Source organism: Stenotrophomonas sp. ZAC14A_NAIMI4_1 (genome assembly GCF_003086915.1).
In the GTDB taxonomy this organism is placed as follows: Bacteria; Pseudomonadota; Gammaproteobacteria; order Xanthomonadales; family Xanthomonadaceae; genus Stenotrophomonas.
The window spans coordinates 2,842,991-2,857,051 of the sequence record NZ_CP026002.1 but is presented as its reverse complement, the minus strand read 5'-3'; the positions used below and the strand labels follow the sequence as shown (position 1 = coordinate 2,857,051).

Below are 14,061 nucleotides of genomic sequence, written 5' to 3'. Positions count from 1 at the left end.
TGAACGGTTGAACACAGCGTTCGGGTGATGGCTTGAATGTTCCACGAGCCTCCCCCACATCCCATTCATCCACCGGCCGACCGGCCGGACTGACACCAACAAGCATTCTTCAGGAGTCTCCCCCATGGGCAAGATCATTGGTATCGACCTCGGCACCACCAACTCGTGCGTGGCGATCATGGACGGCGGCAAGGCCCGCGTCATCGAGAATTCGGAAGGCGATCGCACCACCCCGTCGATCGTCGCCTACACCAAGGACGGCGAAGTCCTGGTCGGCGCCTCGGCCAAGCGCCAGGCCGTCACCAACCCCAAGAACACCTTCTACGCGGTGAAGCGCCTGATCGGCCGCAAGTTCACCGACGCCGAAGTGCAGAAGGACATCGCGCACGTCCCGTACAGCATCCTGGCCCATGACAACGGCGACGCCTGGGTGTCCACCAGCGATGCCAAGAAGATGGCGCCGCAGGAAATTTCGGCCAAGGTGCTGGAAAAGATGAAGAAGACCGCCGAGGACTTCCTCGGTGAGAAGGTCACCGAAGCGGTCATCACCGTGCCGGCCTACTTCAACGACAGCCAGCGCCAGGCGACCAAGGACGCTGGCCGCATCGCCGGCCTGGACGTCAAGCGCATCATCAACGAGCCGACCGCGGCCGCGCTGGCCTATGGCCTGGACAAGGGCGACAACAAGGATCGCAAGATCGTGGTGTACGACCTGGGCGGCGGCACCTTCGACGTCTCGGTGATCGAGATCGCCAACGTCGACGGCGAGAAGCAGTTCGAAGTGCTGGCCACCAACGGTGACACCTTCCTGGGCGGCGAAGATTTCGACAACCGCGTCATCGAATACCTGGTCGAAGAGTTCAACAAGGACCAGGGCATCGACCTGCGCAAGGATCCGCTGGCCCTGCAGCGCCTGAAGGACGCCGCCGAGCGCGCCAAGATCGAGCTGTCCAGCGCCCAGCAGACCGAAGTGAACCTGCCGTACGTCACCGCTGACGCGTCGGGCCCGAAGCACCTGAACATCAAGCTGACCCGCGCCAAGCTGGAGTCGCTGGTGGACGAGCTGATCAAGAAGTCGATCGAGCCGTGCCGCGTCGCCCTGAACGATGCCGGCCTGCGCTCGAGCGACATCAGCGAAGTGATCCTGGTCGGTGGCCAGACCCGCATGCCGAAGGTGCAGCAGGCGGTGACCGAGTTCTTCGGCAAGGAACCGCGCAAGGACGTCAACCCGGACGAAGCCGTGGCACTGGGTGCGGCGATCCAGGGCGGCGTGCTGGGCGGCGACGTCAAGGACGTGCTGCTGCTGGACGTGACCCCGCTGTCGCTGGGCATCGAGACCATGGGCGGCGTGTTCACCAAGATCATCGAGAAGAACACCACCATCCCGACCAAGGCATCGCAGGTGTTCTCGACCGCTGAAGACAACCAGTCGGCCGTGACCGTGCACGTGCTGCAGGGTGAGCGCGAACAGGCCCGCTTCAACAAGTCGCTGGCCAAGTTCGACCTGTCCGGCATCGAGCCGGCCCCGCGCGGCCTGCCGCAGGTGGAAGTGTCCTTCGACATCGACGCCAACGGCATCCTGCACGTGTCGGCCAAGGACAAGAAGACCAACAAGGAACAGAAGGTCGAGATCAAGGCCGGTTCGGGCCTGTCCGAGGAAGAGATCGCACGCATGGTCGCCGACGCGGAAGCCAACCGCGAAGAAGACAAGAAGTTCCAGGAACTGGTGCAGGCCCGTAACCAGGCCGACGCCCTGATCCACGGCACCCGCAGCGCCATCACCGAGCACGGCAGCAAGGTCGGCGGCGATGTCATCGGCAAGGTCGAGGTCGCACTGGCCGATCTGGAAACCGCGATGAAGGGCGACGACAAGGCACAGATCGAAGCCAAGTCGAAGGTGCTGGAAGAAGCAGGCCAGGCGCTGTTCGCCGCGGCTTCGGCCGAACAGGGCGGTGCCGCCCCGGGTGCCGACGCCGGCAACGCAGGCAAGGCGCAGGATGACGTGGTGGACGCCGAGTTCACCGAAGTCAAGGACGACAAGAAGTCCTGATCCGGACCGACACGGGACGCTGGCCACCAGCGTCCCGTTGTCGTACCAGGGTCCTGACCGCCCACCGGCGTGTCGGGGCGCCCGACGCAAGAGCGGACCTGGTTCCGCTCTTCCGCTTTGACGAATCCCGACTTTCCGGAATGCGATCCACGATATGAGCAAGCGCGATTACTACGAAGTGCTGGGCGTTGCCCGCACCGCCACCGACGAAGAGCTGAAGAAGGCCTACCGTCGCTGTGCGATGAAGTTCCACCCGGACCGCAACCCGGGTGATGCGGCGGCCGAAGCCTCCTTCAAGGAGTGCAAGGAAGCCTACGAGACGCTGTCCGACGGCAACAAGCGCCGCATGTACGATGCCCACGGCCACGCCGCGTTCGAGCACGGCATGGGCGGCGGTGGCGGTCCGGGCGGCCCGGACATGAACGATATCTTCGGCGATATCTTCGGCAACATCTTTGGCGGTGGCGGCGGTGGGCCGCGCCAGGCCCGTCGCGGTGCCGACATCGGCTACGTGATGGAACTGGACCTGGAAGAAGCCGTGCGCGGCGTCGAGCGCCGGATCGAGATCCCGACCCTGGCCGAATGTGGCGACTGCGATGGCAGTGGCTCCGAAGACGGCAAGGTCGAGACCTGCAACGTGTGCCATGGCCGCGGCCAGGTGCGCATCCAGCGCGGCATCTTCGCCATGCAGCAGGCCTGCCACAACTGCAACGGCCGTGGCCAGATCATCGCCAAGCCCTGCAACACCTGCCACGGCAACGGCCGCATCGAGGAAGACAAGGTGCTGTCGGTGAAGGTGCCGGCCGGCGTCGATACCGGCGACCGCATCCGCCTGCAGGGCGAAGGCGAGGCCGGCCCGGCCGGTACGCCGCCGGGTGACCTGTACGTGGAAGTGCGCGTGCGCGAGCACCACATCTTCCAGCGCGACGGCGACGACCTGCACTGCGAAGTGCCGATCCGCATCTCGCAGGCCGCGCTGGGCGATACCGTGCGCGTGGCCACCCTTGGCGGTGAGGCGGAGATCCGCATTCCGGCCGAAACCCAGACCGGCAAGCTGTTCCGCCTGCGCGGCAAGGGCGTGCGTTCGGTGCGCAGCCGCAGCGAAGGCGATCTCTACTGCCGCGTGGTGGTGGAAACCCCGGTGAACCTGACCAACGACCAGCGCAAGCTGCTGGAACAGTTCGAAGCCACCTTCGTCGGCGAGGAAGCGCGCAAGCATTCGCCGAAGTCGGCCACCTTCATGGATGGCGTGAAGGGCTTCTGGGACCGCATGACGTCCTGAGTTCTTGAGCGGAAACGTAGAACGGTAGCGCCGGGCCATGCCCGGCGTTTTCGTTTGCGGGCGTCATCGGCAGGAATGGGGTCAGAGCCCGTTGCTGGGCAACGGGATCCGACCCCGTGCCGTAGAGCCACGCCCGGCGGGCACTACCAGATCTCCCAATCTGCATTGCCGCCCATCCGGCGCCCCTCAAACACCAATGTGCCGCGCTCGCCGAACACATCCAGCTGGAACCAGGCCTGTCCATCGTGGCTTCGCGGGCGCACATGAAGGCGGCCTTGCGCCCGGTTCATTTCCACATGGTAAGGATTGCGCTGCGGAGGGTTCTCGGGGCTTCCCGTCCATTCCACGTTGATGTAGCCGTCGTCGCTACGCCCTTGGATCTCCAGGGAAAAACGGAATCCGTCCGGCTGCTCGTCCGAGTGGAACCGGAAGTGAGACCCGCTGGCGTGTGTGGCGGGACTGCTCATTGCCAGGATCAGCAATGCTGCCGAAGCCGCCCGCATGGTGACACTGCTCGCCTTCATGCATCGTGCTTCCTCGCCAGTGGGAGGTCATCGAAGCACACCGTTGCGCAGCGGAACTGCGACACGCTTGGCTCTTATGCCCGGTTGCGGAGAATGCCTACGGCACGCCCGGCGTTTCGTCTGTGCGATTCCTGCCGCCTAAAATGGAAGCATGAATCCATCCATCCTGAAAAGACTGCGCTGCCGGGGCGCCATCGGCATTACGATGCTGGTGGCGGTGTTGACCGTACCCCATGTCTCGGCAGCACCGGCTTGCGGCTTCGATGAGCCGATCGTCGATCCGCAGGGAGCCCCTACGCCTTTGCCTGGTACACGCTGGACCTACTCCATCGGCGCATCGCGTCCAGAACTGACGTTGCAGCTGCAGACGGTGGAACCGCAGCAGCTGGCGCTTTCGATTGATGGAGAGGCCGTTCGGCACGAATGGCGAGAGACCTATGCAGACGTGAATCCGCTGCGCAAAGGGGAAAAGATCCTGCTGCGCTTCCCGTTATCCGTCGGCGCGCAGTGGCAGGACAGGTTCGAGGAGCCGGGCGAAATCCGCGCTTCGTTTGGCAGCTATCGCTATGACTATGTGGAGGAGAGCAGCAGCCGAGTCGTAGCCGTCGAGACGGTACGGACTGCGCTGGGTGACGTAAATGCCTACCGGATCGAGAGAGATGCGCGGTGGCACAAATCCAATCCCCGCTCGGATGACATGAAACACATGCGCCTGGACGGTAGTGGTGCGGTGGACGGAATGGAACGCAGCATCAGCTGGTACGCGCCAAGCGTTGGGCGGGTGGTGTTGCGGCGAAGCATCAAGGCCAATCCAAACTATCGCCGCTACCCGACTGCGGAAAACGACAGTCCCCATCTGATGGTCACCGAGCTGGTCGGTTTCCAGCGCCCCGATGGCTGCCGCGTCGAAGCAGCTCCCACCCAGGCGCGCGTGCCCGATGATCTGCCGCCGCTGCATTACCCCCTGATGTTCAACGACAGATGGGAATTCCTGTTGATTCGTCATCAGCATGTGCCGGCCGTATCCGTGGATCGTTAGCGCGTGGAGCTGCCTGCGGGACCCGCAGGCGATCATCGGAAAAATGCCGCCGGCGTCTGCCCCAGCTGCCGCTTGAACATGCTGGTGAAGGCGCTGGGGCTGTCATAGCCCATCGCCAACGCCACATCGATGACTTTCTCACCGACCGCCAGGCGCTCCATCGCGGCCAGCAGGCGCGCCTGTTGCCGCCACTGGCCGAAGGTCATGCCCAGTTCGCTGGCGAAATGGCGCTGGATGGTTTTCACGTCCACCGCCAGCGCTTCGGCCCAGTCCTGCAAGGTGGCTTCGTCGCCGGGGTGCTTCTGGATGTGCTGGCAGATACGTTGCAGGCGCGGGTCGGTGGGCGTCGGCAGGTGCAGCGGCAGCACGTCCATGCGGTGCAGCTCGTCCAGCAGCAGACGCACTACGCGGCCATCGCGGCTGTCATCGTGGTGCTCGCCTTCGATCAGCGTGGCCGCGTGCAGCAGCTCGCGCAGCAGGGGCGCCACCTGTACCGCGAATGCCTCGGTGGCCAGCTGCGGGGCGAACGCCGGATCGATGTAGAGGCTGCGCATGTGCACATCGGCGATGCAGTCCACGGCATGGGCCATGCCGGCCGGCATCCAGATGGCACGCGTGGACGGCACCACCCAACGGCCGACCTCGGAGCGCACCACCATCAGGCCGGACATCGCGTAGACCAGCTGGTGGCGGCGATGGCGGTGCGGCGACACCCGGGTGCCGGCCGGGTAGTCCTTGACCCGGCAGGTCACCGGCCGATGGCCGGGCACTTCGTTCCAGGGCGCGGATTCCCGGATCGCGCAGGGAGTGTCCTTTTTGCGATATGGCATGACCAGAACGCGGCGGAAGGGAGGGGGAGGGCACCGTAGCATGCAGGGCTCGCCCCCAACCTGACTGCGCACCATGTCCAGCCTGGCTACACCCGCCCCCACCGCCCGCAGCTCGACCCGCGGTGTGCTGGCGGCGATTTCCACCTCCCACATGGTCAACGACATGATGCAGTCGCTGATCCTGGCCATCTATCCGGTGATCAAGGGAGGCTTCAACCTCAGCTTCACCCAGATCGGCCTGATCACGCTGACCTACCAGCTGACCGCTTCGATCTTCCAGCCGCTGGTCGGCCTGGTCACTGACCGCAAGCCGGCACCGTACTCGCTGCCGATCGGCATGGCCTCGACCCTGTGCGGCATGCTGCTGCTCGGCTTCGCGCCGAACTACGCCATGGTGCTGCTGGCGGCGGCCATGGTCGGCATCGGGTCGGCCATTTTCCATCCGGAAGCCTCGCGCATCGCACGGCTGGCCTCCGGCGGCCGCCACGGGCTTGCCCAGTCGGTGTTCCAGGTCGGCGGCAACTTCGGCACTGCCCTGGGCCCGCTGATCGCCGCGGCGGTGATCGTGCCGTTCGGCCAGCACGCCGCCTCGTGGTTTGCCGGCGCCGCACTGATCGGCATCGCTCTGCTGACCTATGTCAGCCGCTGGTATGCGCTGCATCTGGGCGCCCCGCGCCCGGTCGGGCAGGCCACGGTCGCCCCGCGTCATCCGACCCGCACCGTGGCCCGGGTGATGGCGATCCTGCTGGTGCTGATCTTCAGCAAGTACTTCTACATGGCCAGCATCGGCAGCTACTTCACCTTCTACCTGATCCACCACTTCGGCATTCCGGTGGCGCAGGCCCAGCTGCACCTGTTCGCGTTCCTGGTGGCGTCGGCCGCTGGTGGCTTCCTCGGTGGCCCGCTGGGCGACCGCATCGGCCGCAAGCCGATCATGTGGACCTCGATCCTGGGCGTGGCGCCGTTCGCGCTGGCGCTGCCGCATGCGGATCTGTTCTGGACGACGGTGCTGGCGGTGCTGATCGGCTTCGTGCTGTCGTCGGCGTTCTCGGCCATCGTGGTGTACGCGCAGGAGATGATGCCGCACCGCATCGGCATGGTGTCGGGGTTGTTCTTTGGCTTCGCGTTCGGCATGGGTGGCCTGGGCGCCGCCGTGCTGGGCCTGCTGGCGGACAAGACGAGCATCGAGTACGTGTACCAGCTGACCGCGTTCCTGCCGCTGCTGGGCATCATCGCGGCCTGGCTGCCGCCGTCGCGTCCTGCTGCTCACTGAGGGGTTTGGGTTTACAGGGCTTGCAGCCCTGCACCTGCTCAATGCAACGTCAACGTCAAATGCGTGCATTCCGTGGGTTGGCGGGGTGGGTCCGACAGTCTTCCGCGAGCTGTCGGAACGGCTTTCTGCTCTGGTGGGTGCCGACCGTTGGGCGGCACGGGGTCCGTCGGAATGGCGATCTGCTGGGGTAGGTGTCGACCTTGGTCGACGAAGTAGATCCACGCCATGCGTGGATGAATTGATTCGATATCTGACAGAAAAATCGTGTCGACCAAGGTCGACACCTACCAACAGCCGCGCATCGCCGTTACCGACAGCCGCGGGAAACTGTCAGAGGTGGGGCGGTGTGGGTGGGCAGGACCGTTGGCGCCATGGATGGCGCCATCGAGCCCCCATGGATGGGTTTACGGCGTGTCCTGACCACCCACACCGCCCCGCCATCCCAAGGAATGCCGCTCTGGCTCTGGCTTTTGCAGTTGACGTTGCATTGAGCAGGTGCAGGGCTGCAAGCCCTGCCGAAAACCCCCTTGGGCGTAGAATGCGGGCATGAGCGAATCCCTCGACAACCACCTGCTCCACGGCCGTCGCCAGCGCCCCGACGGGCCCTCGCCGATCGATGTCATCTCCGTCCAGTCGCAGCTCGTCTACGGCCATGCCGGCAACAGCGCCGCCGTGCCGCCGATGCGCGCCCTCGGCGTGCGCGTGGCGGAAATCCCGACCGTCCTGCTCAGCAATGCGCCGTTCTACGACACCACCCGCGGCCGCGTGCTGCCCGCCGATTGGTTCGCCGATCTGCTGCTCGGTACCCGCGAACGCGGCCTGCCGCAGCGCGCGAAGATGCTGGTCTCCGGCTACTTCGGCAGCGCCGCCAACGGTGCCGCCTTCGCCGACTGGCTGGACGGGATCCTGCCGGCCTGCCCGCAGCTGCGCTACTGCCTGGACCCGGTCATCGGTGACACCCATACCGGCCCCTACGTGGAACCCGGGCTGGAGGCGATCTTCGCCGAGCGCCTGCTGCCGCACGCCTGGCTGGTTACGCCCAATGCGTTCGAACTCAACCGCCTCACGGGCATGCCCGCCCTGGCCGAGGCCGATGCCATCGCCGCTGCGCGCACGCTGCTGGCCCGTGGCCCGCAGTGGGTGATCGCGCACAGCGTGGGCGGTACCCCCGGCGAGCTGGTGACCCTGGCCGTCGGCCGCGACGAGACCTGGCGCTGGACCTCGCCGCTGCTGCCGGTGGATGTGGCCGGCACCGGTGACGTGCTGATGTCGCTGGTGGTGTCCTTCCTGCTGCGTGGCGAGTCGATGCAGCAGGCCATCTCGCGCGCCATCGCCGGCACCCATGCCGCGCTGGAAGCCACCCTGGCCAACGGCTTCGAGGAGTTCGACGTGATCGCTGCCGCGCCTGCCGCGCTGGCTGAGCCCGCGCGCTTCCACGCCGAACGCGTGGCATGAGCGACCTGCAGGCGCGTACGCCGCGCACGGTCGGCATCGTGGGCAGTGCCGGCGCCTATGGGCGCTGGCTGGCCCGGTTCTTCCAGCAGCACATGCAGCTGCATGTGATCGGCCATGATCCGGCCGACCCGTCCTCGCATACGCCCGAACAGCTGCTGGCGCAGGCCGATGTGCTGGTGTTCTCGGCGCCCATCCGGCATACCCCGGCCCTGATCGCCGGCTACGTGCAGCAGTCGGGCGGCCGCGAGCAGGGGCGCCTGTGGCTGGACGTGACCTCGGTGAAGGACGCCCCGGTGCAGGCGATGCTGGCCTCGCAGGCCGAAGTGGTCGGCCTGCATCCGATGACTGCGCCACCGAAAGCGCCGACCCTGAAAGGCCGGGTGATGGTGGTCTGCGAGGCGCGGCTGCAGCACTGGCAGCCGTGGGTGGACAGCCTGTGCGCCGCCCTGCAGGCCGAGTGCGTGCGTGCCACCCCGCAGCACCACGACCAGATGATGGCGCTGGTGCAGGCGATGGTGCATGCCACGCACCTTGCGCAGGCCGGCGTGCTGCGTGAGTACCAGCCGCAGCTGGGCGACCTGGCGGCGATGATGCCGTACCGCTCGGCTTCGTTCGAACTGGATACGGCGATCATCTCGCGCATCCTCTCGTTGAACCCGGCCATCTACGAAGACATCCATTTCGGCAACCCCCACGTGGCACCGATGCTGGACCGGCTGGTCGGCCAGCTGCAGTCACTGCAGGCGCAGGTCGGGCAGGGTGACGATAAGGCCCGTGGCTGGTTCCGCGAGCAGATGCTGGCCGCCAACCACGACGCCTTTGGCGAGCCCGCGCTGGCGGCGGGCAACTACACCTTCGAGCGCGTTGGCTACCTGCTGGCCGACTTGACCGAGCGCAATGCCTTGTCGGTGCACCTGCCGGAGGATCGGCCCGGTTCGCTGCGCGAACTGCTGCATGTATTCGAGCAGCACAGCATCAGCCTGGCCTCGATCCACTCGTCGCGGACGCCGGGCGGCGAGGTCCATTTCCGTATCGGTTTCGTGGCGGGCAGCGATCCGCTGGCGATCGCGCGGGCGGCAGTGGAAGTCGACGCGAGCGGAATCGGCCGGGTGCTCGGCCAGGCCTAGTCATCCACAGGCGGTGTGGATGATTTCTGAGCAAACGTGTGGATAACTGTCGACAGCCCTTGGCAGGCAACGCTGTCAAGATGGTTGGCGAAAAATTGACCACACGATTTTTGTAGAGTCGAGCCATGCTCGACTGCCCCCTGCCGGACCACGCCCGGACGGCGGGGAATGTCGACCAAGGTCGACACCTACCAGAGCAGGGCGGTACGAAATCCGGTAGCGCCGGGCCGTGCCCGGCGATCCTCAGATCGTCAACCGCAGTTCGCCGCCACTGGTGGTGAACTCGCGGCCATTACGGACCAGGTGACGGCCGTCATCCAGTTCGTAGCGCGGCGTGGTTTCCCGGTCATTGCTGCTGCCGACGGCATCGGGCTTGAACTCGATGATGATGTGGCTTTCGCCATTGCTGTCGACTGCAGGGAACTGACGGAACGACATCGTGCACCTCCTTCAGCGGAACCTTCTGTTTCGCCGCCAGCTTGGGCCGGCTGGTGTTAGCCGGCCGTCAATCAATCGACGAACTGCAGTCGCGCCAGCTCCGCATACAGTCCACCTTCAGCCAACAGCTCCGCATGCGTGCCTTCGGCAACGATGCGGCCCTGGTCCATGACCACGATACGGTCGGCCTTCAGCACGGTGGCCAGGCGATGGGCGATGACCACGGTGGTGCGCCCGGCCATCAGCCGTTCCAGGGCCTGCTGCACGCTGTGCTCGCTCTGCGCATCCAGTGCACTGGTGGCCTCGTCCAGCAGCAGGATAGGCGAATCCTTCAGCAGGGCGCGGGCGATCGCCACGCGCTGCTGCTGGCCGCCGGACAGGCGCGCGCCGCGCTCGCCCAGCTCGCTGTCATAGCCTTGCGGCAGTGCGCGCAGGAAGGTGTCGGCTTCAGCCGCTTGTGCCGCGGCTTCGACCTCGGCATCGCTGGCCTGCAGGCGTCCGTAGCGGATGTTGTCGCGTGCACTGGCGGCGAACAGGGTCGGCTGCTGCGGCACCAGCGCAAGCTGGGCACGCAGGTCGGCCGGATCGACCTGGCGCACATCATGGCCGTCCACGCAGATGCGGCCGCTGGCCGGATCATGGAAGCGCAGCAGCAGCGACAGCACGGTGCTCTTGCCGGCCCCGGACGGGCCGACCAGGGCCACGGTCTCGCCGGGACGCACGTTCAGGCTGAAGTGATCCAGTGCCGGCTGGTCCGGCCGCTGCGGGTAATGGAACACCACATCGTCGAACTGGATCTGCCCCTGCAGCGGCTGCGGCAGCGCGTGCGGCTGTGCCGGTGCGCGGATCTCGATGTCTTCCTGCAGCAGCTCGCCGATCCGGCCCATGCCGCCGGCCGCACGCTGCAGTTCGTTCCACACTTCGGCCAGCGCGCCCACCGAGCCGCCACCGATCAGTGCATACAGCACGAACTGGCCCAGGGTGCCGGCGCTCAGGCGGCCGTCGATGACATCGTGCGCGCCCAGCCAGAGCACGCCAACGATGGCGCCGAACACCAGCAGGATGGCGCTGGCGGTAACCAGCGACTGCGCGCCGATGCGCCGCCGAGCGGCGGTGATGGCATCGCCGAGCGCATGGTCGAAGCGACCGCGCTCGTAAGGCTCGCGGGCATGGGCCTGCACGGTGCGTACCGCGCCCAGGGTCTCGCTGGCCAGGCTGTTGGCATCGGCGATGCGGTCCTGGCTGTTGCGGGCGACCACGCGCAGCTTGCGCGCGCCGATGATGATCGGCAGCACCGCCAGCGGGATGCCGAGCAGCGACCATGCGGCCAGCCGTGGGCTGGTGACGAACAGCATCGCCAGGCTGCCGACCACCGTCACGCTGCTGCGCAGGGCCACCGACATGGTCGAACCGACCACGCTGCGCAGCAGTTCGGTATCGGCGGTCAGGCGCGACACCAGTTCGCCGCTGCGGCTGCGGTCATGGAAGCCGGCGCCGAGCTGGATCAGGTGTGCGTACAGCTGGCTGCGCAGGTCGGCCACGACCTTTTCGCCCAGCAGCGACACGAAGTAGAAGCGTGCGGCCGTGCCCAGCGCCATCACCACGGCAACCACCATCAGCAGCGCGAACGCGCGGTTGATCTGGCCGCCGCTGCTGAAGCCGTGGTCGATCATCTGCTTGACCGCTGGCGGCAGGCTCAGCGTGGCCGCCGATGAGACCGCCAGGGCCAGCAGCCAGGCGGTGAACAACCCGCTGTGGCGGCGCACGAACGGCCACAGCGTACGCAGGCTGCCCAGGCGGCGCAGCGGCGGGGTTGAAGCGGACGTCTCGTCCTTGTCAGTCATCCTGGTGGTCATCTTCTATGCGGATACGGTCACGGGTGGCGTCGCGCAGGCGGATTTTCAATGCGTCGACCTGATCGGCGGGCAATTCCACCCGCAGGCGCACACCGTTGGCATCGAACTGTTCATCGCGCTTTTCGGCGGCAAAGCCGGGCAGGGCGGCGTGCAGGGTGCCCAGATCCTCGAAGCCGGCCTGCAGCTGCAGGCGTGCCATGGCCACCAGCGGCAGGCGCGGCGCGGTGCGCAGGCATTCGGCGGCAGTGCCACCATAGGCACGCACCAGGCCACCGGCACCGAGCTTGATGCCGCCATACCAGCGGGTCACCACCACCATCACGCGGTCGAAGCCCTGGCCATCGATGGCCGCCAGGATCGGCCGCCCGGCGGTGCCTGCGGGCTCGCCATCATCGCTGGAACGGTAATCCTGGCCGTGCCGGTAGGCCCAGCAGTTGTGGGTGGCATCGGCCACGGCCACCTGCTGCAGGAACGCCAGCGCACCGGCGCCGCTGTCGATGGGCGCGGCGTGGGCGGTGAAGCGGCTGTGCTTGACGTCCAGCGTATGGCTGACGGGCTGGGCGAGGATATCGGGCATTCCGACCATTCTACGGCGTCGCGGCGGGTCTGCCTCAGTCGTCCAGCAGCGGGCGCAGATCCTTTGGCAGGCGCGCTTCGGGATACGTCTGCAGGTAGCGCTCCAGGCTGGCACGGGCCAGATCGCGCTGGCCGTTGTCGCGGCGCTCGCGGATCTTCTGCAGCCACTGCCGGCGCGGCAGCCTGGCATCGGCTGCGACTTCCGAATGCACCGCGTCGGCGCTGAGCGAGGCATCGCTGGAGCGGCGCAGCATCACGCCCGGCGCGCTGGTCGGCGCGGGCGCGGAATTGGCCTTGAAGGCGGTGGGTGCTGCACGGCGCTGGCTGCGGGCGGCGTCGGCGCTGGCCGCGGCTTCACCCTGGATCGCGTCCCGCTCGGCCGCAGCCGGGGCCGAATAGGCCACCGGTGCTGCGGGTGCCGCGGGCGCGGGCGGCGCAGGCGGTGCGGGTGCGAAGGCGGCCTCGGCAGCGGGTTCGGCTGGCAGGCTGCGCAGGGCGATGCGGGGCGCGGGTTCGGCCAACGCCGGGGCCGGGGCCGCCTGCGCCTCGGGCCTGCGGGCAATGGCGGGTTGGGCGGCCTGCTTGGCTGCAGCCTGTGGCGCGGGCAACGGCGGCGGCGGCGCAACCTCTGCCGCAGCGGACATGGGCTGCGGTGCCTGGGCATCGGCCGCAGCGGCGGCATCGGCGGCGGGCGCGGTGGCGATCTGTGCTTCCTGCGCCGGCAGCACCGGCGGTTCCGGGCGCATATGCCAGGCGATGCCGACGGCAAATACCATCGACGCGGCGATGCCGAACACGGCCGGCCAGCGCCGCTGCGTCCGGCGCGCGGTCGACGTCGTGGCGGTGTTGTCGGCTGCTGCCGCTGTGTCTGCGGCAGTCGTGGACACCGATGCACGCGCGGCGGCAAGGATCGCCGCGTCTAGCGCAGCAGGCGGTGCCTGGTCGTGGCGGCGGCCGATCAGGCCGGCCAGCGCACGTTCTTCAGGCGACAGGGGATCGTCTCGATTCATGCCTTCAGTCCCGCACGCAGCTTGTCCATCGCATAGCGCAGCCGCGATTTCACTGTTTCCCGGCCGACGCCGGTGATCTGGCCGATCTCCTCCAGGCTCAGTTCCTGTTCCAGCCGCAACTGCAGCACTTCACGCTGCTCGGGCGGCAGGTCTTCCATCGCCAGCTGGATGCGCCGGCGCTGCTCGAATTCAGACAGTTCAGCTTCCGGGGTCTGCCCGTCTTCCAGCGCAGCCAGGCGCAGATCGGCGTCGGCCGGCGCGGCAGGGCGATGGCGGGCGGCACGCCAGTGGTCATTCAGGCGGTTGTGCGCGATGCGGAACAACCACGTGCTGAATGCAGCATCGGGCTGCCAGCCGGCGCGCGCGCTGATCACCCGCTGCCAGACGTCCTGGAAGATCTCTTCGGCCAGCGCGGTGTCGCGCAGTTGCCGCAGCAGGAAGCCGAACAGGCGCTTGCGATGGCGCGTATACAGGCTTTCGAACGCCTGCAGGTCGCCACCGGCCCAGGCCAGCATCAGCGCTTCATCGGTTGGCAGGGCGGTCGCTTCCACGGCATACAGGGTAAGGCCTGCAGGCGGTGGCGCATAGCCGTTGGCGGGGG

Annotated in this window: 13 protein-coding genes; 6 read left to right on the top strand and 7 right to left on the bottom strand. The window is 67.1% G+C overall.

The window, feature by feature from the left end; all coding sequences use genetic code 11:
• The first annotated feature begins 124 nt into the window (after window positions 1-124).
• On the top strand, window positions 125-2,050 hold the full coding sequence (dnaK, locus tag C1926_RS12890; protein WP_108759458.1) for a molecular chaperone DnaK: 1,926 nt from the start codon (window positions 125-127) through the stop codon (window positions 2,048-2,050).
• Window positions 2,051-2,204: 154 nt separating this feature from the next.
• The gene (gene dnaJ, locus C1926_RS12885; protein WP_108759457.1) at window positions 2,205-3,332 is read left to right on the top strand and encodes a molecular chaperone DnaJ; all 1,128 of its coding nucleotides are present in this window, start codon (window positions 2,205-2,207) and stop codon (window positions 3,330-3,332) included.
• 143 nt (window positions 3,333-3,475) lie between these two features.
• On the opposite strand, the gene C1926_RS12880 is transcribed toward dnaJ, so the two are convergent.
• A complete protein-coding gene (locus C1926_RS12880) occupies window positions 3,476-3,856 on the bottom strand; it encodes a hypothetical protein (protein WP_108759456.1) in 381 nt (126 codons plus the stop codon).
• A gap of 151 nt (window positions 3,857-4,007) precedes the next feature.
• Here C1926_RS12880 and C1926_RS12875 point away from each other — a divergent pair, with 151 nt between their 5' ends.
• Complete coding sequence (locus tag C1926_RS12875; RefSeq protein ID WP_108759455.1) at window positions 4,008-4,895, top strand: hypothetical protein; 888 nt, start codon at window positions 4,008-4,010, stop codon at window positions 4,893-4,895.
• A 32-nt stretch (window positions 4,896-4,927) separates the two neighbouring features.
• Here the strand turns inward: C1926_RS12875 and C1926_RS12870 are convergent, their stop codons facing one another.
• Window positions 4,928-5,725: a helix-turn-helix transcriptional regulator gene (locus C1926_RS12870; RefSeq protein WP_108759454.1), complete on the bottom strand. Its 798-nt coding sequence runs from the start codon at window positions 5,723-5,725 to the stop codon at window positions 4,928-4,930.
• 73 nt (window positions 5,726-5,798) lie between these two features.
• Here C1926_RS12870 and C1926_RS12865 point away from each other — a divergent pair, with 73 nt between their 5' ends.
• From C1926_RS12865 to C1926_RS12855, 3 genes are all read left to right on the top strand, one after another.
• Window positions 5,799-6,998 carry an MFS transporter gene (locus C1926_RS12865; RefSeq protein WP_108759453.1) on the top strand — a complete coding sequence of 400 codons (1,200 nt, stop codon included), beginning with the start codon at window positions 5,799-5,801 and terminating at the stop codon, window positions 6,996-6,998.
• Between the two features lie 546 nt (window positions 6,999-7,544).
• Window positions 7,545-8,453, top strand: a complete 909-nt coding sequence (pdxY, locus tag C1926_RS12860) for a pyridoxal kinase (protein WP_079221561.1) — start codon at window positions 7,545-7,547, stop codon at window positions 8,451-8,453.
• Window positions 8,450-9,580, top strand: a complete 1,131-nt coding sequence (locus tag C1926_RS12855; RefSeq protein WP_108759452.1) for a prephenate dehydrogenase — start codon at window positions 8,450-8,452, stop codon at window positions 9,578-9,580. Before pdxY ends, C1926_RS12855 begins: the two co-directional genes overlap by 4 nt.
• Before the next feature lie 243 nt (window positions 9,581-9,823).
• On the opposite strand, the gene C1926_RS12850 is transcribed toward C1926_RS12855, so the two are convergent.
• The 5 genes from C1926_RS12850 to C1926_RS12830 form a co-directional block, all read right to left on the bottom strand.
• Window positions 9,824-10,018: a hypothetical protein gene (locus tag C1926_RS12850; RefSeq protein WP_108759451.1), complete on the bottom strand. Its 195-nt coding sequence runs from the start codon at window positions 10,016-10,018 to the stop codon at window positions 9,824-9,826.
• Between the two features lie 71 nt (window positions 10,019-10,089).
• Window positions 10,090-11,862: an ABC transporter transmembrane domain-containing protein gene (locus C1926_RS12845; protein ID WP_079221564.1), complete on the bottom strand. Its 1,773-nt coding sequence runs from the start codon at window positions 11,860-11,862 to the stop codon at window positions 10,090-10,092.
• Window positions 11,855-12,451 (bottom strand): YigZ family protein, encoded by a 597-nt coding sequence (locus tag C1926_RS12840; RefSeq protein WP_108759450.1) that lies wholly within the window; start codon window positions 12,449-12,451, stop codon window positions 11,855-11,857. The genes C1926_RS12845 and C1926_RS12840 overlap by 8 nt, the downstream gene beginning before the upstream one ends.
• Window positions 12,452-12,485: 34 nt before the next feature.
• Window positions 12,486-13,460 carry a hypothetical protein gene (locus C1926_RS12835; RefSeq protein WP_108759449.1) on the bottom strand — a complete coding sequence of 325 codons (975 nt, stop codon included), beginning with the start codon at window positions 13,458-13,460 and terminating at the stop codon, window positions 12,486-12,488.
• Window positions 13,457-14,011 (bottom strand): RNA polymerase sigma factor, encoded by a 555-nt coding sequence (locus C1926_RS12830; protein WP_301554043.1) that lies wholly within the window; start codon window positions 14,009-14,011, stop codon window positions 13,457-13,459. Before C1926_RS12830 ends, C1926_RS12835 begins: the two co-directional genes overlap by 4 nt.
• Window positions 14,012-14,061 lie beyond the last annotated feature (50 nt).

Coding starts and splice junctions, on each gene's coding strand:
- dnaK (WP_108759458.1), top strand. CDS start 125: ATGGGCAAGATCATTGGTATCGACCTCGGCACCACCAACTCGTGCGTG.
- dnaJ (WP_108759457.1), top strand. CDS start 2,205: ATGAGCAAGCGCGATTACTACGAAGTGCTGGGCGTTGCCCGCACCGCC.
- C1926_RS12880 (WP_108759456.1), bottom strand. CDS start 3,856: ATGAAGGCGAGCAGTGTCACCATGCGGGCGGCTTCGGCAGCATTGCTG.
- C1926_RS12875 (WP_108759455.1), top strand. CDS start 4,008: ATGAATCCATCCATCCTGAAAAGACTGCGCTGCCGGGGCGCCATCGGC.
- C1926_RS12870 (WP_108759454.1), bottom strand. CDS start 5,725: ATGCCATATCGCAAAAAGGACACTCCCTGCGCGATCCGGGAATCCGCG.
- C1926_RS12865 (WP_108759453.1), top strand. CDS start 5,799: ATGTCCAGCCTGGCTACACCCGCCCCCACCGCCCGCAGCTCGACCCGC.
- pdxY (WP_079221561.1), top strand. CDS start 7,545: ATGAGCGAATCCCTCGACAACCACCTGCTCCACGGCCGTCGCCAGCGC.
- C1926_RS12855 (WP_108759452.1), top strand. CDS start 8,450: ATGAGCGACCTGCAGGCGCGTACGCCGCGCACGGTCGGCATCGTGGGC.
- C1926_RS12850 (WP_108759451.1), bottom strand. CDS start 10,018: ATGTCGTTCCGTCAGTTCCCTGCAGTCGACAGCAATGGCGAAAGCCAC.
- C1926_RS12845 (WP_079221564.1), bottom strand. CDS start 11,862: ATGACTGACAAGGACGAGACGTCCGCTTCAACCCCGCCGCTGCGCCGC.
- C1926_RS12840 (WP_108759450.1), bottom strand. CDS start 12,451: ATGCCCGATATCCTCGCCCAGCCCGTCAGCCATACGCTGGACGTCAAG.
- C1926_RS12835 (WP_108759449.1), bottom strand. CDS start 13,460: ATGAATCGAGACGATCCCCTGTCGCCTGAAGAACGTGCGCTGGCCGGC.